The sequence below is a fragment of the Streptomyces blattellae genome (assembly GCF_009709555.1).
GTDB lineage: Bacteria > Actinomycetota > Actinomycetes > Streptomycetales > Streptomycetaceae > Streptomyces > Streptomyces blattellae.
On sequence record NZ_WJBG01000170.1, the window covers coordinates 44,383 to 67,742 of the forward strand.

Here is a 23,360-nt window from a genome sequence, read left to right on the forward strand (position 1 = left end):
TCGGTGTGTCACCCTGCTGGAATGCGGCGTCGTTGGCGGGACGGACTGGGGACGTTGGTCGTGTACGGGGACGGCCGCGGGGATGGCTGTGGGGACGGCCGCGGGGATGGCGTCTCCGTGCCTCTGGAGATCGCCACCTCGTACCGTGCCCGGACGAAAGGGCTGTTGGGGCGGGACTCCGTCGACGGGGCGATTCTGCTGTCCCCCGCCAACAGCGTGCACACCTTCCGGATGCGGATCCCCATCGACGTCGCCTACCTCGACCGCAACCTCATGGTCATCGCCGTGACGACCATGAGGCCCGGACGGCTCGGAATGCCCCGGCTCCGTGCTCGGCATGTGGTGGAGGCGGGGGCGGGGGTCATGACGGGGTGGGGGTTGCGGGTGGGGGTTCGGGTGAGGGTGGAGGGCGTGGGGGTGGGCTAGTCCCCACCACGTTCCCTAGGCTCCCGGTGCAGACTGAGTGCGCTCGCGCTGCCGCACGGTCATCAGCAGCGTCCGAGGCCGTACCGTCGCTCGGGCCACCGGCTGCACCGTCCGGCCCGGGGCGAGTTCGAGGCGGACCTCGCGGGTGATCGTCGCGATCGCGGTGCCCAGTTCCGTGAGGGCGAAGCGGTCGCCGATGCATTTGTGCTTGCCGGCGCCGAAGGGAAGGAACGCACCGGTCGGCGGGGGCTGGGCGGTGTCCAGCCAGCGGTCGGGGTCGAAGGTGAGCGGGTCGGGGAACAGGGCCGGGTCGCGGTGCAGGGCGTGCTGGCAGTAGGCCAGTTCGGTACCGGCCGGGATGACCCAGTCGCCGAGGCGGAGCGGTTCGAGGGTGCGGCGGGTGACCAGCCAGCCGGTGTGGTGCAGCCTGGTGGCCTCCTGGATGACGCGGTTCAGGTAGGGCAGGCGCGGCAAGTCGTCGAAGGTGACGGGGCGTTCGCCGAGGACGTCGGTGAGTTCCGCCTGGAGGCGTTCGTCGATCTCCGGGGCGCGGGCGAGTTCGTACAGGATCCAGGAGAGCACGGAGGCCGTGGTCTCCGTACCGGCCACCGCCAGGGTGAGGATCTCCGAGCAGATCTGGTACGACGTCAGAGGCCGGCCGGTGTCCTCGTCGGTGGCCCGGAGCAGGAGGGAGAGCATGTCTCCCGTGTCGCGCTCGGAGTCGCGCAGTTCGGCCACCGCGGCGTCGATCGTGGCGCGAACCGCGTCCCGGGCGGCGGTGAAGCGGCGGTTGACGGGCAGCGGGAGTCTCTCCGCCCAGTCGGGCAGCATGATGCGGGTGCCCACGCCGTTCATGACGACGCTGAGGTCGCGGCGCAGCTGCTGGAAGGCCTGTTCGTCGATGCTGCCGGAGAAGACGGTCGAGGCGAGCATGTCGAGGGAGAGTCTGACCATCACCTCACGGACGTCCAGCGTCTGCCCGGGACGCCAGCCGGCCATGGCCGCGGTGACCTGCTCGCGCATCAGGTCGACGTAGCGGGTGATCTCGGTCTGGCGGAAGGCGGGCTGGAGTTGGCGGCGTTTGCGGACATGGTCCGTGCCCGCGGCGGTGACGACGCTGTCACCGAGGAGCTGGCCCATCTTCTCGAAGAAGCGGCCCTTGTCGAGGGTGGGGGCGGCGTCGATCAGCATCGTGCGGATCAGGTCAGGGTCGTTGACGACGATGGTGGGTTGCTGCGGCTGGAGGCGGATCTCGACGAGCGGACCGTAGGCGCGGAGCGAGGCGATGAAGGCGAGGTTGTCACGAAGGAGCGGTATCGCGTGGCCCAGCAACGGGAGCGAGCCGGGTGCCTTGGGCATGGGGGGAGACGCTGTGGTCACGGTGCGGTTTCCCTTCGGGGAGTCTCGCGAGACAGCACCGTCATCTCTTCCCTGGAAGGGGAGCGGGGCAATCCGGTTGTGGTGCAGGCCACTTGATGGTCGGCGGGTAGAACCAGGCTCACCCCGCGCCCCATTGCCGCACCCGAGTTCCCTCGTTAGCCTCGCAACGGCCCCGCAAGATCAACTCTCATGCCCCTCAGGGGAGATGGAGACGACATCGATGGGAACGACGGGAACGACGGGAACGACGGGAACGACGGGAACAACCGGAACGAATGGAACGACGGGAACAACCGGAACGAATGGAACTGCGAATGGAACTGCGAACGGGACTGACGGACGCCCGTGGGAAGCCGACCTTGCCGCAGGCTTCTCGCGCCGGCTCGGACGGACGCCACAGGAACTCGGTCTGACCAGCGCGACCGAGAGCTGCCCGGACATATGGGAACTCCGCAACGGCGACTTCGCGGTGATAGGCCGCGAAGCGACCGGAGCCTACGCGGACCGGCTGCCTCAAGGAGTGTCCGTAGCACACGACGAGCGAGTGGTGATCGTCCCCCGCGCCACGCTGTGCTCGGCGAAGCGGGACATCCCCGATGTCTGACGCCGCCGCCGGCAGGTTCCCGGCTGTCACGGGTCTTCGGGAGCTCCGCTCCTCGGGCAGCCGACTTGCCCGCGCGGACTATCTCGCCCGCTTCAGAGCCGAGTACCCGCACTGCGTCCAAGTCGACAAACTGGAGTCCGCCCAGGAGTTCCGCGAGCCCGGATACGCCCCTTGGGAGGCAGCCCGGCGGGGTGACTGGGGTGCGGCGGTCCGGCTCGCCGATGCGGAACGGCCTGTACTGGCACGCCAGTACGAGGACGCACGGGCTCGTGGCCGTCGCCTGCGTCGCGTGCGTCTGGTCGAACTCCCGCCCTCCGACTACGTGTTGTGGGAGATGAGCATCCTCCGGCTCCGGGCGGAGCTGGGTGAGGAGATCAAGGTGATCGGTGGCGGCAGCGCCCGGACCGGCTCAGCCCGGACCGGTCTGCAACACCCCCCCCCAGCGCATATGCCAGAACTCGTCCTCCTGGGCACAACCGCCCTGTACGAGCTGCTCTACACCCCTGAGGGAGACCTCGACGGCGCGGTACGCCACACCGATCAGGGCCTGATCGAAGCCTGCCGCCTGGAGATCGAGCAGCTCCTTGCCGAGGGTGAGGAGCTGCTCGCCTTCCACGACCGCGTGACGGCGCCCCTGCTCGCCGGCCGAGTCGAGGGACGGGCGGCCCGATGAGCAGCGGCGAATCCGGAGAAAACCGAGGAAACCGTCGTACGACTCCTGCCGCGAGGCGGCTGCGCTGGTCGTCCACCGCCGTACGGATCTCCCTCACCGTCCTCGCCCTGGTCCTGTCCACCGCTCTCGTCCTCCTCTCCCCCCTCGCCCTCCGCGCGTTCGGACCGGACGACCCCGGCTCGGAGCGGGACTGGCAGCGCGTCGGCAACATCGCTCAGGCGTACGGCGCCGTATCCGCCCTCATCGCAGGGCTCGCGCTGGCCGGTGTGGGCGCCTCGCTGGTGCTCCAGGCCCGGGAGAGCAAGGCCAACCGCGAACAGGGCATGCGCACCGCGCACACCGAACTCATGCGGATGGCGATGGCCGACCCCGACCTCATGACCTGCTGGGGCAGGCTCGACGGCGACGCGACGGTGACGGCCCGCCGCCAGCACCTCTACCTCAACCTGGTGATGTCCCACTGGGAGATGATGTTCGAGCTGGGCACGCTGTCCGAGGAGCACCTACGGCAGGGAGCCGACAGCGTCTTCGGCACCGAGCCGGGCCGAGCCTTCTGGACAGCCGCCCGGCACGCCCGCCGCGAGGCCGCGGAGACCCGACGGGCACGGCGGTTTCACGCGGTGGTGGACGGCCGGTACGAGGCGAGTGCGCGGGCGCGGGCGCGTCGGGAGCAGTGACACGCCGCCGATACGACGTCAGCGCCTCCCACTGGGAGGCGTTTCAGGTCATCTGTGTTCTCAGTCTCAGGAAATCGACCGTCAACCACACGTATCCGCAGGTCAACAGAGCCTGGCCACTCGCGCCCTTGAGACTCGTCCGACACTTGCCTCCCCGAACGCAGGGGCGGGGTGCCGCGTCGGTGGGGGTGAGAGCTTGGGGGGATGCGCGAGTTGCGGGATGTGGCTGTGGGTGGGCTGCTGTCGGTGGCGGGGGCCGTGGATGCGGGGTGGGCACGGGCCTCCGTGTTCCGGCGTCTGAGAGAGAAGGGGTGGGTGCCCCTCGGCGGGGGCGTGTGGGCGGAGCCGGGTACCCGGCCGGACTTCCCGATGCGGCTACGGGCGGTGCAGCTGGCCGCGCCGGAACTCGTGGTCAGTCACCGGGCTGCGGCGTGGTTGTGGCGGATAGAACTCCTGGAGGTCGAGGCCGAGTTCACCGATCTGGGCGGGTTCCGGCAGCGCAAGGGGGTGCGCGTGCGCCGCGGAGCGCTGCGCGCCGAGGACGTCGTCGGCATGGCCTCGTACGGCGGGCTGCGCGTCACCGGGGTTGACCGCACTCTGGCCGACCTGCTGCTCTCCGGGCCTCGGGACGAGGCCCTGGTGGCCGTCGACTCCGCGCTCTCGTACCGCACGGTGACGGTGGGTGACCGGCGCGTCCGCAGGGGGCCACTGACCCGCCTCGACGCGATCGCCTCAGCCCTCTCCGGCCGGTCACGCGGTGCCGTCCGGGCCCGCGACTGGCTGGCGCTCGCCGATTCCGCCGCCGGGTCGCCGGCGGAGACGGTCGCCCGGCTGCGGATGTATGACGCCGGCCTGCATCCCGAGACGCAGGCCGAACTGGTCACCCCCGCCGGACGGCTCCTGCGCCCCGACTTCCTGTTTCGGGCGCAGGGTGTCGCCGTGGAGATCGAAGGGTTCGCATACCACGGCCGCCGCGAGGACCACCGCCGCGACATCGCCCGCTTCAATGAACTCCAGCAGTGCGCCGAGGTACGGATCGCTCTGCGGTTCACCGCGGAGGAAGTGTTCCATTCTCCGGCGACGATGATCGCCACGATCCGGCGGGCGATGGGCACCGGCCATCGACGGGCGTCGTGAGCAGCAAGACAGCCGGCGTGCCGGGCGGTTCACACCGGCATACCGTCACACGCTCCTCCGGTCACCTGTGGGTTCCGGTCACTCGCGAGCGCGGGGGCCGCCGTCGTGAACGTGGCAGGGGTGGGCGCCGTATGCCTGTTCCCTTCCCTGACCGCCCGATGTCGGGAGGGGTCCCAGGGGGGACTGCTTAGCGTGCTCGTCGAAGTCGACGACAGACCTTCTCCTGGGAGGGCCGGGCATCCCGTTCCGACTCCGCAGGATGCACGACTGCGGCCGGAGCGGCTGGGCGTGGTTCTCGGCCTGGATCCCGTTGGCCCGGCTCATCGTGGTCCTCGGGCTTCGGTGCGAACGCGGCGACCCGAAGACCAAGGGGCACGGCCTGCCGCCGGGCACGAAGGCGAATTGGTGAGAGACAGGGAGATGGACATGGCCGCACCGGTGAAGCGCGTCGCGGTGGTGGTGGTCGGGGCCGTACTGGCCGTCGGCGGTTGTTCGTCGGAGGAGGGCACGGACTCCTCGGGGGCCGAGCCGTCGGCGAGCCCGGTGTCGAGCCGGGCGCTCGTCGTCTGGGCCGACGGGATGTGTGAGTCCACCGACGGTTTCGAGGCGTTGAAGAAGGAGAGCGCCGAGGGCATCGGGGACGTCACGGATCCACCCGAAGACGCGATCTGGCCGGTCGACATGGCGGCGGACAGCTATCTGTCGGACACCTCGTCGTCCCTCGACACGCTCGTGGAGGAGCTCGACAGCGTACGGAAGACGGGCATCGCCGCCGCGGACCGGCTGCACGACCGCCTGGCCGAGGACGTCGGCAAGGCCGCCGCGGAGGTCACCGAACTGTCCGACTTCATGACCCTCTACGACCTCTCCGAGAAGGAGAAGGTCGACCGGGCCGAGCGCGTGGCCGGGCTGGTCGAGGCCCTGGAGATGCCGAAACCCGGACTGTCGGCCGTGGTTGCCGGGGAGTCGAGGCTCCAGACAGCCCACAGGCTCGCGCCCCGCTGCGTCCCGCCCGCCGAGCCGTCACCCAGCGCCTCCGAGTCCACGTCCTCAAGCCCGTCCCCGAGCCCGGCCACGACCGGCCCGCTGCCTGAGGCCGAGGACGGCAAGAACACCGCAGCCTGTGAGGACGGGACCTGCGAAATCCTCGTCACCGAGCCGGTGGACTTCGTCGTCGGCGACTGGAATCTGCACGTGACCGTGGAGGACGCCACGGTCACCCTCACGAACACCAATGCCTCGGGATTCGTGGGCATGATGTCGTTCGGCGCCGGCGGTGGAGGCGGGTTCTCCACTGCCGGCGGCAAGACGACCGACGTCAACGCCACCGCGGTCAACAAGGACGGCGCCGTACTGAACTTCAGTACGAAGTAGGAGCGAAACCGGAAAACCACCAGCCCCGCCTCACCGGCCGTCTACCGTACCCGTACGGACACGCCGAGCTGCCCACCACAGCCCCCCGTGGAGGAACCTGTGCCATCGCCCTGCGACCCCCAGCACGCTCCCGTCGGTGATGTGGGTGCAGCGCTCATGATGATCGACTCCCGCCTCAAGAGCATCCACGGCGGCAAGACCGAGATCGACCCCGAACAACAGGCGCTGATCGACCAGTTGACCGCGTCACTCGGCCCCGAGGGAGCCGATGACCTGCTGGACGGCGCATGCACCCTCATCTTCATGTTCATGACCTGGCTGCGGAAGGCCCACGAGAGCCAGGACAAGGACGCCATCGAGTACGTGGTGCCCAACCTCGTGGCCACGATGCGCATGATGCCCAAGAGTGTCCGCCCCGAGGCCATCCCCACCATGGCCGGCCTGGTGATCGCCGCAGGCACCGGCCTGAGCCCCAACCTGTGGCGCAAACAGTACGGAGACTGGACCAAGGAGGAGATGAACCCCCTGGAAGTCACCGCCTTCCTGCTCGCGGAGCACATCAACCGCATCACCGACGATCCCGACTTCGCCACGCGAATGATCAGCGAAGCACTGTCGAGGTCGGACGAAGACTGACGTGCGACACGCGTGCGACTGACGTGCCGGGCGGACGAAGGGCGTTCGAAACGCGCCACACTGTCTGCCATGGCGATTTATGACAGCATCGGCGCGACTTACGGTGGTACCCGGCGACCGGACCCCCGGATCGCTGTCAAGATCCACGAGGCGCTCGGTGACGCTGCCACGGTGATCAACGTGGGAGCCGGCACAGGCTCATACGAACCACCGCAGACGACACTGGCTGTCGAACCCAGCGCGGTGATGATCGCCCAACGTGCGGCCGGATCCGCCCAGGCCGTGCAGGCATCCGCAGAGGCGATCCCTCTGGCCGACGATGCGGCCGACGCGGTGATGGCCCTCCTGACCGTGCACCACTGGACCGACCTGGAAACCGGCATCGAAGAACTGCTCCGGGTCGCTCGCCGACGCGTCGTGATCTTCACCTGGGATCCGGTCGTCTTCCGGCGATTCTGGCTGCTGGACGAGTACCTGCCCGAGGCGGCCAGGTTCGACGACACACGGGCCGTCGCAGTCGACCGGCTGGCTGCGCTGTTGGGAGGCACCCGCATCGACACGGTCCCGATCCCGCACGACTGCACCGACGGTTTCGGCGCCGCCTTCTGGCGCCGCCCCGAGGCATACCTCGATCCGCAGGTGCGGGCCGGCATTTCGATGCTCGCCCAGACCGGCGAAAGGCTCCTCCGACCGGGACTTGCCCGGCTTTCCGACGACCTGTCTTCCGGCATGTGGCACGAACGCCATGCCGACCTGCTCGACCACGAAAGCCTCGACGTCGGCTACCGGCTCCTCGCAGCCGACCTGTAGACCGGCAGGGTCGCCGCGGGCGGAATCCTGCTGGGCAGCGGCACGGACAGCGCGTCGGAGGCCCTATCGGCCGCGAGCTTCGGCGGGCCGAGCACCCGGATGCGCCACAACTTCCCGGTTCCGTTCGGCAGAAGCAGCAGCAATTGGGAGATCTGGGCCAAGAGCAGCTCACAAACCCGCAGGCAGCGCGGGCGAGTCGGGTCAGGGGTGGCCCAAATTCTCCAATTGCCGGGGCTGCACCGCGTATTTTGGTCGTTCGACACCGCGCTGCTGCGACCGGGGCGGAAACCTGAGGTGGTGGCCCTGCCGCTCCGCCCGCCCGCAAGCGCGGTCAGTTGCCACCGATATCTCACAGGGTGGAAGCCCCCCAACCTCCGGCGGCGAGGAGCAACAGGCGATCGGGTACGCGATTGAACACAATGTGGTCGTCGTGGCGGCGTCGGGCAACGACGGGGAACGCAACACCGAGGCCAACGGCTACCCGGCCAGCTACCTGGGCGTGGTGAGCGTCGGCGCTATCAAGGAGTCCAACGAGATCTGGGAGAAGTCCAACTCCTCTGCGAACCTCCTGCTGACGGCCCCCGGCGACAACATCGTCTCCGCAAGCACGGACTCCGACGGCTACGGCGGGGGCAGCGGTACCTCCGACGCCACCGCCTACGTCTCCGCCGCCTGCGCCCTACTCCGCGAGAAGTTCCCCGACCTCACCGCAGGCCAGATCGTCAACCGCCTCACCAAGACGGCCGGCCTCCCAGCCTCAGCCGAGGGCGTGAAGCTCCCCGACGAGAAGTACGGCTACGGCTACATCCGCCCCCTCGCCGCCCTTGAGGAGAACATCCCGGCCGGCTCAAAGAACGGCCCCCTCACCATGCCCGAGTCCGATTCCACGGACAGCACGGCACCGGCCTCCGCGTCCAATGACTCGGGCAGCGGCCTGACCACCAACTCGGTCATCGCGCTCAGCACGCTGGCAGCCCTCGGCGGGCTCATCGTGATCGGGGTTCCCCTGCTTTTGGTCCGGCGCGCGAAGCGCCGTCGGGTGGCAGAACAGAACTCGTTCAATCAACAGGCCGGATACGGAAGTTATCCGCCGAGTTCCTACCTCGGTTCCGCTCCGCACCAGCAACAGCCGCCGCCCGACCGCTATCCGTACCAGTAGTAGAGAGCCGCACAAGGAGCGGCGAACCCGTCCGTCCCGCTCTCACGAAACCATGGTCAAGAGGTCTCATCCTGGTGAGACTCCTCGACGTCAGCGGGCGAGAGGCGAGGACTGTTCGTGCAGCCCAAGGACTTGCTTACCTTGGATGCGGCCGAGAGCAGCACTCTGAGCCGAGCATTGCTCTGCTCGCTTACGTCGTCGAGGTGGTTGTCCCAATACCCCTCAAAGTAGCCTTGTACGGCACCCTCGTCGCCGCTCGGAAGCCTGCACGCGAAGCGTGCTGTTGCACGCCGGAGGTCGTCCACAGCGCGCGTCATCTCCGCATCGCCTACGGTGAAATTGAGGGTTTCAGACTTCTCCTCTTCGGTGAAGTACGGGTGCCGGGTCCAGCCGAAGTAGAAGTCGATGTCCCTTTGGCCTCCGCAGGGCGTTCGCGCATCTTCCTTGCACAGCAGGAAGGAACACACAGAGGAGGCTCTCGTGTAGTTCGGCTTGCTGCTGCCCGGGGCTTCCTTACGCATCTGTTCTGCGACCCGCTCGACTCGTGTCCCCTCAGAACGCGTACGCGGATAGAACTCCTTCCGGCCAACGAGCAGCTGCTGAAGGTCTCGCCCTGTGCCGCTGCCGAACATGCCGCCACAGATGTCGTCCGCCGCGACCGGCTTGATGGGGACAGGTTTAGGCTCATCCGGTGAAGCAGTGCAGGCGGTGATGAGGACTGCAAGCAGCAGCATCACGACCGTGGCTTGTTGACGGTGGGGCTTTGGGGTCATCGGGAGTTGTCCGTGTCTGTGTCGCGGCTTCCCCGGGCGTATGCCTCCTCGAGTGCCGTGTTCCGGGCATCCCGCGACGGACCCGTGACACCTTGGCTGTCCATGTAGTTATCGATGCCCGTCCTGGCCATTTTCTTGGATTCGTAGTCGAATTCATCGATGCTGTTGATGGCCTTGCCTGTGCTGTCCCGCTCGTCTTCCCTGAGGGAGTCGGCAATCTCGTTACCCAGGCCGGTTTCCACAGCTGTACCGGCCGCCTCGGCGAGGGGAATGATGATGGGCGCAGTTTGTGGGGCCAGGATGGTGGCAGCTGCTTCGACCCCGGTTGTGGCACCGCCCACGGCGACGGAGATTCCCGCTTGCTTCCAGGCTGCGGCCTTCGCGAGTTCGTGGTTGTAGTCCTCGTCACCCTCGCGGTATTCGCGGCCGATCTGTTCGGCACGCGCCTCATCGAGGGCACCGTGCATCGTCATCCCCCACTCGGCGGCCCGGTACGCTTCAGCGGTGCCTTCGTGGGCCTGGATACGGCTGGTGGTGAACGCCTGCTGGGCCTGGGACATGATGCCGTGCGAGGTCTCGTCGTTGCCGAGTTCACGGACGAACTGCTGGGCCGTCACCGGCTCGATCCGGTTCTCGTGCTTGGCGCCGAACAACTCCTCCATACCCCGATCACGTTGGTCGGAGGCATCCAGTCCCGAAATTCCGTAGTTGAGGTCGTCGATGTAGGCGGCGCCGATGCGCCCCATGCTGTCGGAGATGCCCGTCTGCTTGTCCATCAGCTCCATTTCGGGATTCCCGTAGCGCTCCATGACCCGCTGCATGACGGCGCGTTCGTCCTCACCCCGGTGGAGTTCGGGTGTGGCGGCGCCGTAGTCGCGCCCCGTGGTGGCGGACTCCAGGGCGTGGCCGAGGGCGTTGTAGCCACGGGAGTTGCCGTTCTCGTACTGGGGGTAGGCGTCCTCGGGCCAGTCGCGGGCACCCTTGACGCCTTCGCCGCCCACCACGTAGTCGAAGTTGCCCTTGTCGGAGAAGAACTCGGTGGACGCCTGGTGGTTGTGGCCGAGGGCGTTCATGTAGCCGGTCATGGGGTCGGTGCCCCAGTTGTTGGTGAGATCGATGTCGCCGCCGTCAAGGCCGCTGCCGGGGATGGTCTTGCCGAGGTACTCCTCGCTCAGGGAGTCACCGTTTTTGGTGGCGTCCTTCTCGTAGTCGATCAGGGCGTTCCCGTAGTCCTTGAGGAACGCGTTGTCGTAACGGCCCGAGTTCATCAGGTCCGACATCACCTGGAATCCCCTGGGCTTGTTGAGATCGTGATCGAGCGCGTAGGGGCCGGCGGCGATCACGTCGTTCTTCCACTCCTGCATCGCCTTGCTGTCGGAGTGGGTGGCGGTGCCGAGGGTCGCACCGAGCTGGCTGCGGGTCTGTTCCAAGAGCTCCTTGCGGGCGCCCTCGGGGGCCGGGGCGCCGTGGAGGTTCATGGCCTCCCAGAACTCCAGAGTCCCGCGAGCGCCCATGCGGGTGGCGAACCGCTCCGCGAACTCGGGGTCCCTCTTGTGCTCCTTGAGGAGGCCGTTGAACTCCTTGAGCTCGCTGTTGCTCATGTCCTCGCCCTTCTGGGCGAGTTGAACCGCGCGGGCGGAGTCGTAGCGGTCCTCGGCCTTTTCCGTGTTGCCCGTGGCGTGCTCGTTGAAGCTGCGCTTGTCGTTGCCGACGTTGTAGCGCAGGGCAGCGGCGGCGCTGTCGTCGATCTCCGTGACTGTCTTCAGGATCTTGCGTATCTCGCCCTCGATCTCGTCGATGCGGCGCTGCTCGGCAGCCACGGCCTGGCCGTAGCCGGGCTGCCCCTGGAGCTTGGGGTCGTCCAGCACGGAGTCGGTGAAGGTGGCCTTGCCCTGGTCGGAGATCCGGACCTTCCCACCCGCGGTCGTCTCTTGTACGTAGTCGTGGAGCCGCTTCTGCTGGGCCTTGAGGTTGTCACGGGTCTCCGTGAGGACCTTCTCGATCGCGCGTGCCTGCTGCAAGGCGGCATCGGCCTCGTGCCCGGCATCCTTGATCTGCTTGTGGGCTATCTCGGCCGTATCTGTGCTCACCCCAGTGGTGGTCCATCCCGCGGCCTCGAAGGGCTTCTGCGCCTTGGGCCCGTGGGAGTCGTCCACCTCCCTCATCTTCCGCACGACTTCCTTCCACGCGGTGACGGCGTGGTCGAGGCGGGCCAGGCTGAGGTGGTCGAGCTGGGAGTAGGTGATCGTCATCGTGGTGTCCCCGCTGGTTGCGACTGGTCGACGTCGGCTTCGCGTGCGTCAGCCGAAAGTGGCGCGGATGTCAGCGTGCGCGTCGCTGAACGTCGCGGTGTTGGTGCGCTCGACACCTGTGTAGGCGGACCACGTGTCCCAGGTCTTCTCCCCGAGGCCGCGGTAGGTGGCGTGCAGCGCTTCGCACTGGTGGTCCATCCATCGGGTCGCCAGGTACTTCAGAGCGTCGCCGAGCTGGCCGTCCCAGTTGGCACCGGACAGGCTACGGGCTGCCTCATCCAGGTCGCTGCGCGGGAAGTCACCCGCGACCCGAACCAGCGAGGCCAGCTCAGAGCAGCCGCGGCTGGCCGTCAGCAACTGCTCCGTGTCGTCGACATGAGTCGTGCCTGCCATCGCCGCCCCCGTAACGTGTGTTGCCGGGAGTCTTCGGTGCCCCCCGGGCGTTTAGATATGCTAATTGACAGGTGGGTGCGCCCGCGGCAGGGACATGTCACACCGATCAGCGCGGTACAGATCGAGATCAGAACCCCCAGCCCAAGGCGACTACGGGCGTCGTCGCCAATCCATGTCCCGCTGCGTCAGCCCTGCCTTCCGGCGCAGTTCGGACGCACACTTCCCGTCGCCGTCAGTTCCCGGTTCGCGGGAACGTCACCTCCACCCTGCGGTTCTTCCTGCGGCTCTCCTCCGTGGCGTTCGAGGCGATCGGGTACTGCTCGCCGTAGCCGCGGACCTCGAAGGTGATGTCGGGGTCGTTCAACTCCTCGTCCAGGACTTCCTGTACGGCATTGGCGCGCTCTTTGGAGAGGACGTCGCCGTGGGCAGAGGAGCCGAGGTTGTCGGTGAAGCCGAAGACGCGGACCCGTGTCGCGTCCTGGGTCTTGATCTCGTCCGCGATCGCCGCTATACGGGAGCGTGCTTCGCCCGTCAGTCGTGAGCTGTCCTTCGGGAACAGGACCTCCGCCTGGAGCGCGAACTTCACGTCCGCGTTGGTGTCTTCCCGGCGTTCGTCGCCTGTCTGGTCTTCTACGACCTGCTTGATGTCCAGGACCTTCGGTTCGGCGAGCGTCGCTCCCTCGGGGAGTTTGAGGTCGGGGTCGTTGGGGTCGACCTCCACGGGGGCTGAAGCGGAGGGTTCGGTACCCGGAGGGACGCTGGGGCCGTCGGCGGCGCGGGCGTCGGTGGGGGCGAGCAGGGTGGTGGCCAGCATGACCGAGGTGGCAGTCACGGTCAGGGCAACCCGGGGACGCACGCTCCACGTTGACGTGGCGGTCATCGTCTGCCTCACCCGGAGATCTGGATGGTGGCGGAGGCGAACGTCGGCAGTTGGAACGCCACCTCGGTCGTGTCCGCGGGTGGTGCCGGGAACTGCATGAAGACGGGAACGGATTCGCCTGGCTCAATCCGCGGCATGTCTGTAGTCGTCAGAGGGCGACCGTCCGTATCGCGCAGCACGTAGTACCGCTTCTTGGTGACGGAGTCCACGAGAGTAGCCCCGCCCAGCGATTCACCGTGCCGGATGATCTCGGTCTCATCACCCCGCGCCTGGATCGGGACGCGCGTCGCCTCGGCGCCGTCATTCTTGATCTCGCCGCTTATTGTCACGAATCCACCTGCGTCACGTGCCGCAGTGTCAATCGTGAGGATCAGACCGCTCTCGCCCTTGAGTTCGGCCAGGGGCTCTGTAGTCCCCTCTTGAGCACTCGGGTTGGACCCACGGTCCTCGGAGGCCGAAGTCGATGCGGACGCCTCCGGCTTCTCGTCGTCGCCACCACCGCCGCAGCCGGACACCCCGACGGCCAGACCGGCCGCAAGCGCCAACGCGACCATCCCCCTACGGGCCTTCGCAGTGATCCGAATGCTCATCGCTCTGCTTCCTTCGTCATTCGTCATTCGCTTGCCCGTCGACCAGATGGACGTCGAAGAGGTCCTCGGGGCCCGGGAGATCGTCGAGATCGTCAGGGTTCAGATCCCAGATACCGCCGTCCTCGCAGGTGAGCTCCGGCAATACGTCGTCCCCAGCATCCTCACCCAAAGGCTCGAACTCGCACCGCGCCTCGATCACTGCGGTCGCGGTCGATGTCGAGTACATGTCCTCGGTGCCGGGGACGATGGAGTCACCGACGGGCTCTGCGGCCTCGACAGTGACGTCGTAACCCGGGGGAATCCCGGGTACTCCCCCACAATTCGTCACCGTTGCGTCATTCTGCGCCGCCAACTGGTAAGCCCGCTCGCACCCGTCGAAGAGAACGTCCTCGCCGTCGAAGATCCGCTGCCACTGAGTCGGGTCGAGTACGTTGTCCAGCCACTCGTCCGTGAGCTGGTCACGGGTGTCGAGCGCTGCCGCGAGCGCTGCCGCGTCGGCGGCCGTCTGTGCACCGTTCCGATTCGCCGCGGCCTGGCCGACCGCAAGCCATGCGAACGCGAGAAAGAGCAGGCCCGCCACCACCGTGATGTAGATGGGGAAAGCCTGCCCTGCATCGCCGCCATTGCGGCCCTGGATCAACTGATAAGCGCGTCGATCTGGTCCACGATCGCCTCGTAGATCGTCTCGCCGATGTCCGTCCCAGTGATCGCCAACACAATCGCCACAACCACCGCGATGATCCCCAGGTACTCGACCGCAGTCTGCCCCTTGTCGTTGTCGCGCATCCGCATGCCGCACCCCTCCGGTGTCATCGCCTCCAGCACTCGGAGTGTACGCAGGAACACCCGGTGTTGCAGAGGGTCCCGGAGGCCAAATCCGGGCCCCGGTACGGACCTTGTTGTTTCCCCGGCTGTTCCCCTGGCTGTCCCCCTGACCGTTTCCCCCAGACGTCACCACAGGTCACCTCAGTCCTGTCGCGGAACTCAGCGCCGTACCCGGCCACTTCACGGCGGCCTTCGGGCGGCTGGCGCTGTGAAGTTTGGCTAATAACTGGTTGATGTAGTTCTTGACCATCTTCTCGCCGATGAAGCAGGTGGAGGCGATGTGGTGGTTATTCATGCCCGATGCGACGAGGTCCACGATCTCTGCCTCCCTCCTGCTCTCGGCCGGAACCGCGACCGGCACGACCATAACTGTTCCACATCAGTTGCATCTGCGAAAGACATTGGGGGAAATTCCTTGCAGGGTTTGAAAGTTCGCTGTTTGCTTGAGCGATCACGGGCGCTGCCGCCGTGGGTGTGGGTGTGAAGTCTCGGCCCTTACCTCCTACTCCCCCGTAATGGTCCCGAAGTCCGTCCCCGACCCCAGCAACAGTCCCGCCACGAGCAGGATCATCGTGGCCGGCACCATGAAGGTGGTGATCACCAAGGTGGCCCTCGGGACCGCTCGCGCGGCCTTGCGGCGGGCGTTCTGCGCGTCGGTGCGGCGCATGTCCTTGGCCAGGGCGACCAGCGTGTCGACGATGGGGGCGCCCAGCTCCTCCCCCTGCTGCAAGGCCGTCACGAACATCGCGACCTGTTCGGAGTCGTTGCGCCGGCGTAGTTCCCCGAAGGCCTGGCGACGGCTCATGCCGAGGTCCATCTGGCGGAGGGTGATGCGGAGTTCGTCCGCCCAGGGGCCCTCGTACCTCGTAGAGACCCGGTCCAGGGCCTGGCGGAAACCCAGGCCCGCGCTGACCACCACCGCCAGTACGTCCAGGAAGTCGGGCAGCGTCCGCTCGATCACGTCCTTGCGGATGCGCATCGCCGACCAGATGCCCACCTCCGTCCAGAACGCCCCGAAGGCGAGCAGCAGCAGCGCCACCGGGTACTGGCCCCGCGCCACGAACACCAGGCAGCCCACGCCGCCCAGCGCGCCGTACACCGCGCGGCGTGCGGCGTAGCGGTCGATGGTCAGGCCGCCCGGGTTTCCCGCCAGGTCGATCCTGCGGCGGTACTTGGCGACCTGCTTCGGGCCCATCAGCCGGAGGACCGCGGGCGCGTACCGCATGCCCATGCGGTCGATCAGGGAGTCGACCGCGCCCGTCCGGGTCGCGCCCACCTCCAGGGCCAGCACCAGGTCGCCGGGGAGTTTGGCGTCCGCGCGGTACATGCGGACGCCGGCGAAGATGCCCCAGACGCTGAGGCCCATCAGCAGTGCGAGCAGGAGTGCCATGTTCCTCGTTCCCCTCCCCCGCCTCAGACGTCGATCCGCGACAAACGGCGGATCATGACGAAGCCGATCGCGTACAGCGCGAAGGCGACGATCACCGCCCCTTGCCCCGCCGGCGAGCCCGTCATGCGCTCCAAGGCGCCCTCCCTCACCCCGTCCATCAGGAGCAGCGAGCCCACGCCCAGCACGGGGACGGCGTACGACGTCATGGTGACCTGGGACAGCTGGGTGCGGATCTCCCGGCGGGTCTCCTTGCGCTCCTCCAGCGTCTCCGTCAGATTCCGCAGCGCGGTCACCACCTGCCCGCCCGCCCGGTTCGACAGCACGAGGGTCGTCACCAGCACCACCAGCTCCCGCGACGGCAACCGTTCCGCCAGCTCGCCCAGCGCGTCGTCCATCGACGCGCCCACCGCCAACTGGTTGGCCACCTTGGCCAGTTCCTCCCCCGCCGGTGCCTCCAGCTCCTCCGCCGCCATCCCGATCGCCGTACGCAGCGCGAGTCCCGCGTGCGTGGCGTTCGCCAGGATGCGGGCCAGTTCGGGCAGCTGGTTGATGAACTTCTCGATCCGCTTCTGCCGCTGCCAGTTGAGGAACTGGATCGCCACCCAGATGCCCAGCGCACCGGCGAGCGGACCGAAGAAGGGCGCCAGGGTCGCCTGGCCGATCAGCCACAGGCCCGCGACCGTCCCGAGCATGTAGGCGAAGAACTCGCCCGGGGTGACGTCCAGGCCCGTCGCCGCCAGCCGGAGCTCCAGATCCTTGCCCACCTTCGTACGGCGCAGCCGGCGGTCCAGATTGCGGAAGCGGCGCCGGCGGCCCATGGCGGCGGGGAGTTGGCCGGCCGACGCCAAACGCTCCACCAGGGCGGCCCGCTGGGCCCTGCCCGCCGCGTAGGAGTGCAGGCCCACCACGAAGAGGACGCAGGTCAGCAGGGTGATGCCGGTGGTGAGCGTGACTAGGGTGTCGAGTTCCATCGGGGTGGTCCTACCTGGCTTCCATCGGGGTGTCCTACTTGGCTTCCATCAGGGTGGTCCTACCTGGCTTCCATGGGGATCGTCCTACCTGGCTTCCATGGGGATCGTCCTACCTGGCTTCTCGGGTGGACAGCTGGGCTGGGGTGTGGGCGACGCCGTAGGCCTGGGGGATGGGCTGGCTCGCCATGTAGAGGCGGTCGGCGGTGCGGCGCGGGAGCGGGAAGTGGGCGTAGCTGCCGTGGACCCGGCCGTCGTGGGTCATCGGCTGCGCTTCGAAGCGCGCCACGGTCGCGATGCGGTACGGCTCGCCCCCGTGGCTGTCGAGCACCGCGATCTCGGTGACGCGGCGGGCGCCGTCCGGGAAGCGGGTGAGCTGGAGGATGACGTCGACCGCGCTGTTGATCTGGTCGTGCAGTGCCACGAAGGGGACTTCGACGTCCGACATGGAGGCGAGGGTCTGCAGGCGCATCAGCGCGTCCTCCGCGCTGTTGGCGTGGACCGTCGCGAGCGAGCCGTCGTGGCCCGTCGACATCGCCTGGAGCATGTCCAGGGACTCGCCGCCGCGGACCTCACCGACGACGATGCGGTCCGGGCGCATCCGGAGGGAGTTGCGCACCAGATCACGGATGCTGACCTGCCCCTGGCCCTCCACGTTCGGCGGACGGGACTCCAGGCGGATCACATGGGACTGCTGGAGCTGGAGCTCCGCCGAGTCCTCGATGGTGATGATGCGCTCGCTCGCGGGGATCAGGCCCGACAGGGCGTTGAGGAGCGTTGTCTTTCCGGTGCCGGTCGCCCCCGACACGATGATGTTGCAGCGTGCCTGCACCAGCCCCGCCAGCAGGTACACCATGTGCTCGTCCAGCGAGCCGAAGCCGACCAGCTCCTGGAGCGTGAAGGAGCGCGGGAAGCGGCGGATGGTGAGCGTGGCGCCGGTCAGCGACAGCGGCGGGATGATCACGTTCACGCGCTCGCCGGACGGCAGGCGCGCGTCGACCATCGGGTTCGACTCGTCCACGCGCCGGTTGACCGTGGACACGATCCGTTCGATCGTCTGCATCAGCTGGTCGTGGGAGGGGAAGCGGAGCGGCAACTGCTCGACCCGGCCGCCGCGTTCTACGAAGATCGCGTCCGGGCCGTTCACCATGATCTCGGTGATCGACGCGTCCTCCAGCAGCGGCTCCAGGATGCCGAGCCCCAGTGCCTCGTCGACCACCCGGCGGATCAGCTGCGAGCGCTCGACCGTCGACAGCACCGGGCCCTCACGGCTGATGATGTGGCCGAGAACGCGCTCCAGGCGGGCCCGGCGCTCGGCCGCCGCCAGCGAACTCATCTCCGCGAGGTCGATCTCCTCCAGCAGCTTGGACCGGTACGAGGCGACGAGGTGCCCGTCCTCGCCCCGGCTGCCGTTCTCCTCCGGGGTGTTGATGCGGGACCGCAGGCTCATGGGATACCTCGTTCAGTGGTCTATCAGTGGTCTAGCGGCATGGTGGCGGTCTTGGTGGCCGGGTCGAAGTCCCAGCCGGGGACGAGCGACGGGATCTCGACCGTGGCGGTCACGGTGACCTCGTCGCCGCCGCGCCCCTCGGAACACGAGACGGACAACCAGTCGCTGATCGCGTTCGCGCAGCCGCTCTGGGCAGCGCCGGAGTCGAGCGAAGCCGCCCGGGCCCCCGCCCGGGCCGCCGTCCCCGCCTGCTGCGCGGCGTAGGCGATCAACCCGACCTGCACCCCCGCCAGCGCGACGAGGAGCAGGATCGGGATGAAGCCGAGGTATTCGATGGCGACTTGGCCGCGGTCGCGGACCCGGCCGCGCATGCGAACCCGGTCGCGGATGCGGATACGGTCGCGGACCCGGCCGTGGTCGCGGATCCAGCCGCGGTCGCGGATCCAGCCGCGGTCGCTCATACGGTCGCAGTGGCGGTCGGGGTCGCGGTCACGGTCACGGTCACGCATACCGACACGCTGGCGGTCGCGGTCACGCATACGATCGTGGTCACGGTCGCAGTCGTTTCGGCCGTGGAAGAGTCGGTACGACATCTCAGTCCTCCTTCTCCTCCTGCACGGCCCCCGCATGCCCGTCGACCGTGAACGGGAAGCCGATCGAGCCCGGGAAGAGGACGGGCACCTCAAGGTGCACGTCGGCCGTGACATAGCCGCCGCTCGCGCTGCACGACACGGTCGCACCCCCCTGCCACGCGCTCGGGAGGTTCCGGCGCCCCGCCTCCTCGCAGGCCGCCTGTCCCTCCGACGCCGTCCCCGCCCGCACCGCCTCGTCCGCAGCATTCCCCGCGAGCGTGTACGTGTACCCCAGCAGCACGAACTGCCACATCAGCACCAGCGTGAGGATGATCAGCGGGGTCATGCCGAGGAACTCGATGGTGACCTGACCCTCGTCCCGCGCTCTGCCCCTCATCCCGTCATCCCCCTCCGTCCTTCATCCCGTCATCCCCCTCCGTCCCTCCGCCTCCGGAAGCTCACCGCGCCCCGGTCGCCCCTCAACCGCCCACCCCGCCGGTCGCCTTCGGGGACGTTCGCCAGCCCGAGTTCGCCCGCGAGCGCCCACAGCGCCTGCTTGACCGTGCTCCTGCCGTCGAGTTCGTGGACGCGGCCGGCGTCGACGGCGGCGTGGAGTTCCTTGAAGTTGGCGGGGACAGTCGTGGCGGCCACCGCCGTGCCGGTGATCTTCTGGATCAGCGGGGGCTGGATCTCCGTACCGCGGGTGTGGCGGTTGACGACGACCGTGGTCTCCTCGGCCTTGCGGATCTGGAGCCGGTCCCACATGCGGACGGTGCGCTTGGCGCCGCGGACGGAGACCACGTCCGGCGTGGTGACCAGCAGAGCCGTGTCCGCCATCTCGACCGCCGCCGCGCTCGCGCCGCTCATCTGGGCGCCGCAGTCGATGACGACGACCTCGTAGCGGGAGCGCAGGGCGCCGACGATCTGGCGGGCGGCGCGGTCGGTGACCTCCTCGCCGCGTTCGCCCTCGCCGGGGGCGAGCAGCAGCGCGACGCCGGTGTCGTGGCGGAAGACGGCGTCGGCGAGGACGCGCGGGGAGATGTCGGTGATGGTGGCGAGGTCGACGACGGAGCGGCGGAACTGGATGTCCAGGTAGGAGGCGATGTCGCCGGCCTGGAGGTCCATGTCGACCAAGGCTGCCGTGCGGCCCGACGCCTGTGTGGCGAGGGCGAGTTGGATCGCCGTCAGGGTCGCCCCCACTCCGCCCTTGGCGCCGCTCACCGTGATCACCGTGCCGCCCACGCCGGTGAACACGTCGACCGCGCCGCCCAGATGGCGCCGTACGCCGGTGGACCACTGGGCGACCGCCTGGACGCGGCTGGCCAGTTCCTCGTAGCTCAGCGGCAGGGCCACCAGGCCCCGGGCGCCGTAGTCCATGGCGGCCTGGAAGAGGCCGGGGCCGGCGTCGGAGGTGACCAGGATGACGCCGACGGCAGGGAAGCGCAGGGCGACGTCGCGGATCAGCTCCAGGGCGGGTACCGGGCCGATGCGTTCGTGGACGACGACGACCTCGGGCAGTTCGTCGACCGACTCGGCGGCGAGCCGGGCGAGGGTGTCGAGGAGCTGGGTGGAGTCGGCCACCGGGGCGACCGGTTCGGCGTCCGGGAGCTGGCTGAGCAGGGTGGTGAGGGACCGGACCGCGTCCGGGTCGCCGACCGCCGGGAGGATCCTCGTGGGCATGCGGGCCTCTCACTGGTCCTGCGCGAGTTCGTACGTCCGGTCCGACTCGGGGACCGTGGCGTCGCTGCCGGGCGCGACCAGCGCGAGCCGGACCCGCTGGGCGAACGACTCGGCGTACGTGATGCGCTGGGCGTCGATGGTGGACAGTGCGAAGGTGATCGGGACGGCCTCGGTGGCCTCCCGGGTGCGGTCGTTCGCGTCGGGTTCGAGCGGGGTGAGGTCGCCGACGTCGAGGACCCTGGCGTTGGCGACGATGATCCTGGACTGGGCGGGGTCGCCCTCACGCTCGCCCTCGAAGGTGGCGTACACGTTGACGGTGGAGTTCGGCGTGATCTTGCCGGCCACTCCGGTCGCCGCGTCGATCATGATGGCCACCTCCTGCTGCCCGGGCTGCAGGGCGGGCTTGTCGACGATCATGTCGCTCTGCAGCAGGGAGCCTTTCTCCAGGGGCGTCACGGCGATCTTGCCCCGGATCTGCCTGAGATCGGTGACGGCGGTGCCGGACAGCCAGCGTTCCGGCATCTCGATCCGCTCGAACTGGCCCGCGCTCAGACTCTCGTAGGGCTGCACGTTCGTCTTGACCCGGTAGGCGGTGACCTCGGGGCCGACCTTGGACTCCGCGTCGTTGACGACGGAGAGGACGCCGGCGAAGGCGCCGAGGGCGCACAGGACCGACAGGAGCAGGAGTATCACGCCGCGGCGCTGACGGGAGTTCATAAACCGTGGAACCTCATCGGGGGGTGTGGATCGAGCGGTCTCGGGTGGTGCGGGCTCATCCTGCTGTTATCTGTTTCCGGTTCTGGTACTGAATCTGCCTCTGCATCTGCCGCTGTATCTGCTGCGGGCTCCCGTTCTGGCCGTCGAGGACGGGCGGGGTTGCGGTGCAGAAGACACAGCGGTCGCCGATGACGTCGATGCCGCACCAGTGGCAGACGTTCTGCCGCACCGAGGTGACGAGCTGGTAGAGGACCGACAGGTCGGGCAGGTAGGAACAGAACTCGACCAGCTTGCCGGTCCCCCACCAGTGCGCGGACTCGGCGGGCAGCGCGACCTCCCGCAGCCCCTGCACCCTCCAGGACTTGGCCAGGCTCTCCGTGACCCAGTCCGACTGCAGCTGGCCCTTGGCGAACAGCATCCAGGTCGCGAACTCCGGGCCGGTCAGCGCGGCGTCGGGCTGGAGCCTCACCAGCTGCGGCTCGGGGTGCGCGACCACCCCGAAGTGACTGCCCGGCACCCAGGACTTGGCGTGCGACTTCAGACCGACGGGAACCCGGTCGAGGCGGGCGACCGAGCCGAGCAGCGCGCCGGCGTGGATGTAGTGCGTGAGCAGCCGACCGGCGGAGGCGAGCACGCCGGGGCTGAGGTCGCAGGAGGCGAGCTGCCTCAACTGGCGGGCCAGGACGGCGAGTCCGAGCGGGGGCAGCGCCGGGCGGAACAGGGCGATCCGGTCGCTCTCCAGCAGGGACCGTACGGTGTGCAGCCGCTGCACCACGGCCGCCGGTACCGCCTGTGAGCACACGACGATGACATGACCGTGCTGGTCGATCAGCGTCTGCAGGACGCCCAACGACTGCTCCAGCGGCTGCCGGTCCAGGTCCTGGAGCACGACCGCGGGCACGGTGCGCTCGTCGTGCGGCGGCAGCGCCAGATCGGCACTGGTCACGGCAATGGCAGTTGGCACATGCAGCTCCCCGGTTCACCCGCCCCAAGTCGGCCCGCCGGCGGTACCCCGACGCACCGATTCGACTTCACAGCGTGACTACCAAAGCACTGTAACCACGCCCTCCTGACCGGAGAACAGCGTTTCTGTAGCTGGGAAGCAACGGGTGCGGCACAAGGACTGCCAAAACGGGGCAGGTCGCGCACACGAACCCCCCTTATCCGGAACCGCGACCGGAACTCCGGACGGCCCAGATCCGCCTGAACCTCTGACACCACTGCGCCGATCGAGCTCGGCGGCTTCCCATACATATGCGCCGCGTACCGCCGCGTCGTGGACCGGGTGGAAGTCCCGCGGCGCCAGTGCCAGGTAGAGGCACCCTCCGGCTCTGATCTCACGCTCCGTCACCAGACCTAGCGGGAATGGTGAATTGAGGCCGGATCCTGGCGGACGCTGACCGGCGCAAGGCGCTTCGCCCGGATCCGCTCCTACACCTCCACCGTGCGAAAACACGGCATCAACACCCTTACCGCACTACGCGAGCTCTTCACCGGGCGGCCCTGGATGCTGCCCGTAACCAGCTGAAACTCTTAAACAGTCACGCTTCGGGCACCCCGTCTCGATCAAGCGGGACGCCGTAGGCGGAATCCTGCTGCGGGGCGGCCCGGACAGCATGTCGGAGCCGCCGCACAGCCAGGCGACGGACGGCTCGTACGACGGCAGCAGCAATGGGAAGATCCGGGCCAAGCTCAGATCACAACCCGCTGGTAGCGCGGGCGAGCCGGGTTCGAGGTGACCCAATTTCTCCAACGCCAGGCTGCACCGCGCATTTGGCCGATCGGCCCCGGGCTGCTGCGGCTCGGGCGAAACCCTGCGTTAGCGGCCCTGCCACTCCGCGCCCGCACGCCTGCGCGCCACCACAAGGGTGGCCCATCCAGCGACCTTTGGCCAGAACCGTATGGCGGATACAACGCGTCAATTGATACAAATGATCGAGTCGGCGAGATGTGGGGCAGCGGGGATTGAGGGGGCGTCGGCGTGCTGGAGCCGG

General features: G+C 68.3%; 26 protein-coding genes. 9 read left to right on the forward strand and 17 right to left on the reverse strand.

All coding sequences use genetic code 11. The features are described 5' to 3' along the window. Positions 1–21: 21 nt before the first annotated feature. Positions 22–426, forward strand: a complete 405-nt coding sequence (locus GFH49_RS22205; RefSeq protein ID WP_155057857.1) for a DUF192 domain-containing protein — start codon at positions 22–24, stop codon at positions 424–426. 15 nt (positions 427–441) lie between these two features. Here GFH49_RS22205 and GFH49_RS22210 read toward each other — a convergent pair whose 3' ends face one another. Beyond that, on the reverse strand, positions 442–1,785 hold the full coding sequence (locus GFH49_RS22210; RefSeq protein ID WP_155057858.1) for a cytochrome P450: 1,344 nt from the start codon (positions 1,783–1,785) through the stop codon (positions 442–444). 617 nt (positions 1,786–2,402) lie between these two features. On the opposite strand from GFH49_RS22210, the gene GFH49_RS22215 reads away from it, so the two are divergent. The 8 genes from GFH49_RS22215 (at position 2,403) to GFH49_RS22250 (ending at position 8,876) form a co-directional block, all read left to right on the forward strand. Next, positions 2,403–3,083, forward strand: coding sequence for a DUF6879 family protein (locus tag GFH49_RS22215; RefSeq protein ID WP_155057859.1), 681 nt, complete (start codon positions 2,403–2,405; stop codon positions 3,081–3,083). Continuing rightward, a complete protein-coding gene (locus GFH49_RS22220) occupies positions 3,080–3,760 on the forward strand; it encodes a DUF6082 family protein (RefSeq protein WP_155057860.1) in 681 nt (226 codons plus the stop codon). Before GFH49_RS22215 ends, GFH49_RS22220 begins: the two co-directional genes overlap by 4 nt. A 204-nt stretch (positions 3,761–3,964) precedes the next feature. Beyond that, the gene (locus tag GFH49_RS22225) at positions 3,965–4,897 is read left to right on the forward strand and encodes a putative endonuclease domain-containing protein (RefSeq protein ID WP_155057861.1); all 933 of its coding nucleotides are present in this window, start codon (positions 3,965–3,967) and stop codon (positions 4,895–4,897) included. 238 nt (positions 4,898–5,135) lie between these two features. Next, complete coding sequence (locus GFH49_RS41580) at positions 5,136–5,306, forward strand: DUF805 domain-containing protein (protein WP_408055937.1); 171 nt, start codon at positions 5,136–5,138, stop codon at positions 5,304–5,306. Between the two features lie 17 nt (positions 5,307–5,323). Beyond that, a complete protein-coding gene (locus GFH49_RS22235) occupies positions 5,324–6,271 on the forward strand; it encodes a hypothetical protein (protein WP_155057862.1) in 948 nt (315 codons plus the stop codon). Between the two features lie 99 nt (positions 6,272–6,370). Further along, positions 6,371–6,907 carry a hypothetical protein gene (locus tag GFH49_RS22240; RefSeq protein ID WP_155057863.1) on the forward strand — a complete coding sequence of 179 codons (537 nt, stop codon included), beginning with the start codon at positions 6,371–6,373 and terminating at the stop codon, positions 6,905–6,907. 69 nt (positions 6,908–6,976) lie between these two features. Beyond that, positions 6,977–7,717: a class I SAM-dependent methyltransferase gene (locus tag GFH49_RS22245; protein WP_155057864.1), complete on the forward strand. Its 741-nt coding sequence runs from the start codon at positions 6,977–6,979 to the stop codon at positions 7,715–7,717. Then, positions 7,653–8,876 carry a S8 family serine peptidase gene (locus tag GFH49_RS22250; RefSeq protein WP_230396422.1) on the forward strand — a complete coding sequence of 408 codons (1,224 nt, stop codon included), beginning with the start codon at positions 7,653–7,655 and terminating at the stop codon, positions 8,874–8,876. Before GFH49_RS22245 ends, GFH49_RS22250 begins: the two co-directional genes overlap by 65 nt. A 56-nt stretch (positions 8,877–8,932) precedes the next feature. Here the strand turns inward: GFH49_RS22250 and GFH49_RS22255 are convergent, their stop codons facing one another. From GFH49_RS22255 to GFH49_RS22330, 16 genes are all read right to left on the reverse strand, one after another. Then, positions 8,933–9,649: a hypothetical protein gene (locus tag GFH49_RS22255; RefSeq protein ID WP_155057866.1), complete on the reverse strand. Its 717-nt coding sequence runs from the start codon at positions 9,647–9,649 to the stop codon at positions 8,933–8,935. Beyond that, positions 9,646–11,901 (reverse strand): hypothetical protein, encoded by a 2,256-nt coding sequence (locus GFH49_RS22260; RefSeq protein WP_155057867.1) that lies wholly within the window; start codon positions 11,899–11,901, stop codon positions 9,646–9,648. Before GFH49_RS22260 ends, GFH49_RS22255 begins: the two co-directional genes overlap by 4 nt. A gap of 48 nt (positions 11,902–11,949) precedes the next feature. After that, positions 11,950–12,294 (reverse strand): hypothetical protein, encoded by a 345-nt coding sequence (locus GFH49_RS22265; protein WP_155057868.1) that lies wholly within the window; start codon positions 12,292–12,294, stop codon positions 11,950–11,952. Positions 12,295–12,526: 232 nt separating this feature from the next. Then, positions 12,527–13,174, reverse strand: a complete 648-nt coding sequence (locus tag GFH49_RS22270) for an OmpA family protein (RefSeq protein WP_155057869.1) — start codon at positions 13,172–13,174, stop codon at positions 12,527–12,529. 8 nt (positions 13,175–13,182) lie between these two features. After that, positions 13,183–13,764, reverse strand: a complete 582-nt coding sequence (locus GFH49_RS22275) for a hypothetical protein (protein WP_155057870.1) — start codon at positions 13,762–13,764, stop codon at positions 13,183–13,185. Positions 13,765–13,780: 16 nt separating this feature from the next. Then, positions 13,781–14,404 (reverse strand): pilus assembly protein TadG-related protein, encoded by a 624-nt coding sequence (locus GFH49_RS22280; RefSeq protein ID WP_408055935.1) that lies wholly within the window; start codon positions 14,402–14,404, stop codon positions 13,781–13,783. After that, entirely contained in the window at positions 14,401–14,556 is a 156-nt protein-coding gene (locus GFH49_RS22285; RefSeq protein WP_328288288.1) for a hypothetical protein, read from the reverse strand. The genes GFH49_RS22280 and GFH49_RS22285 overlap by 4 nt, the downstream gene beginning before the upstream one ends. A gap of 169 nt (positions 14,557–14,725) precedes the next feature. Continuing rightward, positions 14,726–14,905 (reverse strand): LuxR C-terminal-related transcriptional regulator, encoded by a 180-nt coding sequence (locus GFH49_RS22290; RefSeq protein WP_408055936.1) that lies wholly within the window; start codon positions 14,903–14,905, stop codon positions 14,726–14,728. A 186-nt stretch (positions 14,906–15,091) separates the two neighbouring features. Then, positions 15,092–15,979, reverse strand: coding sequence for a DUF5936 domain-containing protein (locus GFH49_RS22295; protein ID WP_155057872.1), 888 nt, complete (start codon positions 15,977–15,979; stop codon positions 15,092–15,094). A 23-nt stretch (positions 15,980–16,002) separates the two neighbouring features. After that, positions 16,003–16,950, reverse strand: a complete 948-nt coding sequence (locus tag GFH49_RS22300) for a type II secretion system F family protein (protein ID WP_155057873.1) — start codon at positions 16,948–16,950, stop codon at positions 16,003–16,005. A gap of 109 nt (positions 16,951–17,059) precedes the next feature. Then, complete coding sequence (locus GFH49_RS22305) at positions 17,060–18,397, reverse strand: TadA family conjugal transfer-associated ATPase (protein ID WP_155057874.1); 1,338 nt, start codon at positions 18,395–18,397, stop codon at positions 17,060–17,062. Between the two features lie 23 nt (positions 18,398–18,420). After that, positions 18,421–18,768: a TadE/TadG family type IV pilus assembly protein gene (locus GFH49_RS22310; protein WP_155057883.1), complete on the reverse strand. Its 348-nt coding sequence runs from the start codon at positions 18,766–18,768 to the stop codon at positions 18,421–18,423. Positions 18,769–18,991: 223 nt separating this feature from the next. Continuing rightward, the gene (locus tag GFH49_RS22315; RefSeq protein ID WP_155057875.1) at positions 18,992–19,366 is read right to left on the reverse strand and encodes a TadE/TadG family type IV pilus assembly protein; all 375 of its coding nucleotides are present in this window, start codon (positions 19,364–19,366) and stop codon (positions 18,992–18,994) included. 29 nt (positions 19,367–19,395) lie between these two features. After that, complete coding sequence (locus GFH49_RS22320; protein WP_155057876.1) at positions 19,396–20,649, reverse strand: CpaE/TadZ family protein; 1,254 nt, start codon at positions 20,647–20,649, stop codon at positions 19,396–19,398. A gap of 9 nt (positions 20,650–20,658) precedes the next feature. Next, complete coding sequence (cpaB, locus tag GFH49_RS22325; RefSeq protein ID WP_155057877.1) at positions 20,659–21,366, reverse strand: Flp pilus assembly protein CpaB; 708 nt, start codon at positions 21,364–21,366, stop codon at positions 20,659–20,661. 55 nt (positions 21,367–21,421) lie between these two features. Next, positions 21,422–22,330, reverse strand: a complete 909-nt coding sequence (locus tag GFH49_RS22330) for a hypothetical protein (RefSeq protein WP_230396420.1) — start codon at positions 22,328–22,330, stop codon at positions 21,422–21,424. Positions 22,331–23,360: the final 1,030 nt, after the last annotated feature.

What these genes read in the sequence shown, in the direction of transcription:
- GFH49_RS22205 (WP_155057857.1), top strand. Translation starts at nt 22, where the DNA reads ATGCGGCGTCGTTGGCGGGACGGACTGGGGACGTTGGTCGTGTACGGG.
- GFH49_RS22210 (WP_155057858.1), bottom strand. Translation starts at nt 1,785, where the DNA reads ATGCCCAAGGCACCCGGCTCGCTCCCGTTGCTGGGCCACGCGATACCG.
- GFH49_RS22215 (WP_155057859.1), top strand. Translation starts at nt 2,403, where the DNA reads ATGTCTGACGCCGCCGCCGGCAGGTTCCCGGCTGTCACGGGTCTTCGG.
- GFH49_RS22220 (WP_155057860.1), top strand. Translation starts at nt 3,080, where the DNA reads ATGAGCAGCGGCGAATCCGGAGAAAACCGAGGAAACCGTCGTACGACT.
- GFH49_RS22225 (WP_155057861.1), top strand. Translation starts at nt 3,965, where the DNA reads ATGCGCGAGTTGCGGGATGTGGCTGTGGGTGGGCTGCTGTCGGTGGCG.
- GFH49_RS22235 (WP_155057862.1), top strand. Translation starts at nt 5,324, where the DNA reads ATGGCCGCACCGGTGAAGCGCGTCGCGGTGGTGGTGGTCGGGGCCGTA.
- GFH49_RS22245 (WP_155057864.1), top strand. Translation starts at nt 6,977, where the DNA reads ATGGCGATTTATGACAGCATCGGCGCGACTTACGGTGGTACCCGGCGA.
- GFH49_RS22250 (WP_230396422.1), top strand. Translation starts at nt 7,653, where the DNA reads ATGCCGACCTGCTCGACCACGAAAGCCTCGACGTCGGCTACCGGCTCC.
- GFH49_RS22255 (WP_155057866.1), bottom strand. Translation starts at nt 9,649, where the DNA reads ATGACCCCAAAGCCCCACCGTCAACAAGCCACGGTCGTGATGCTGCTG.
- GFH49_RS22260 (WP_155057867.1), bottom strand. Translation starts at nt 11,901, where the DNA reads ATGACGATCACCTACTCCCAGCTCGACCACCTCAGCCTGGCCCGCCTC.
- GFH49_RS22265 (WP_155057868.1), bottom strand. Translation starts at nt 12,294, where the DNA reads ATGGCAGGCACGACTCATGTCGACGACACGGAGCAGTTGCTGACGGCC.
- GFH49_RS22270 (WP_155057869.1), bottom strand. Translation starts at nt 13,174, where the DNA reads ATGACCGCCACGTCAACGTGGAGCGTGCGTCCCCGGGTTGCCCTGACC.
- GFH49_RS22275 (WP_155057870.1), bottom strand. Translation starts at nt 13,764, where the DNA reads ATGAGCATTCGGATCACTGCGAAGGCCCGTAGGGGGATGGTCGCGTTG.
- GFH49_RS22285 (WP_328288288.1), bottom strand. Translation starts at nt 14,556, where the DNA reads ATGCGGATGCGCGACAACGACAAGGGGCAGACTGCGGTCGAGTACCTG.
- GFH49_RS22295 (WP_155057872.1), bottom strand. Translation starts at nt 15,979, where the DNA reads ATGGCACTCCTGCTCGCACTGCTGATGGGCCTCAGCGTCTGGGGCATC.
- GFH49_RS22300 (WP_155057873.1), bottom strand. Translation starts at nt 16,950, where the DNA reads ATGGAACTCGACACCCTAGTCACGCTCACCACCGGCATCACCCTGCTG.
- GFH49_RS22305 (WP_155057874.1), bottom strand. Translation starts at nt 18,397, where the DNA reads ATGAGCCTGCGGTCCCGCATCAACACCCCGGAGGAGAACGGCAGCCGG.
- GFH49_RS22310 (WP_155057883.1), bottom strand. Translation starts at nt 18,768, where the DNA reads ATGCGCGGCCGGGTCCGCGACCGCGGCCAAGTCGCCATCGAATACCTC.
- GFH49_RS22315 (WP_155057875.1), bottom strand. Translation starts at nt 19,366, where the DNA reads ATGAGGGGCAGAGCGCGGGACGAGGGTCAGGTCACCATCGAGTTCCTC.
- GFH49_RS22320 (WP_155057876.1), bottom strand. Translation starts at nt 20,649, where the DNA reads ATGCCCACGAGGATCCTCCCGGCGGTCGGCGACCCGGACGCGGTCCGG.
- cpaB (WP_155057877.1), bottom strand. Translation starts at nt 21,366, where the DNA reads ATGAACTCCCGTCAGCGCCGCGGCGTGATACTCCTGCTCCTGTCGGTC.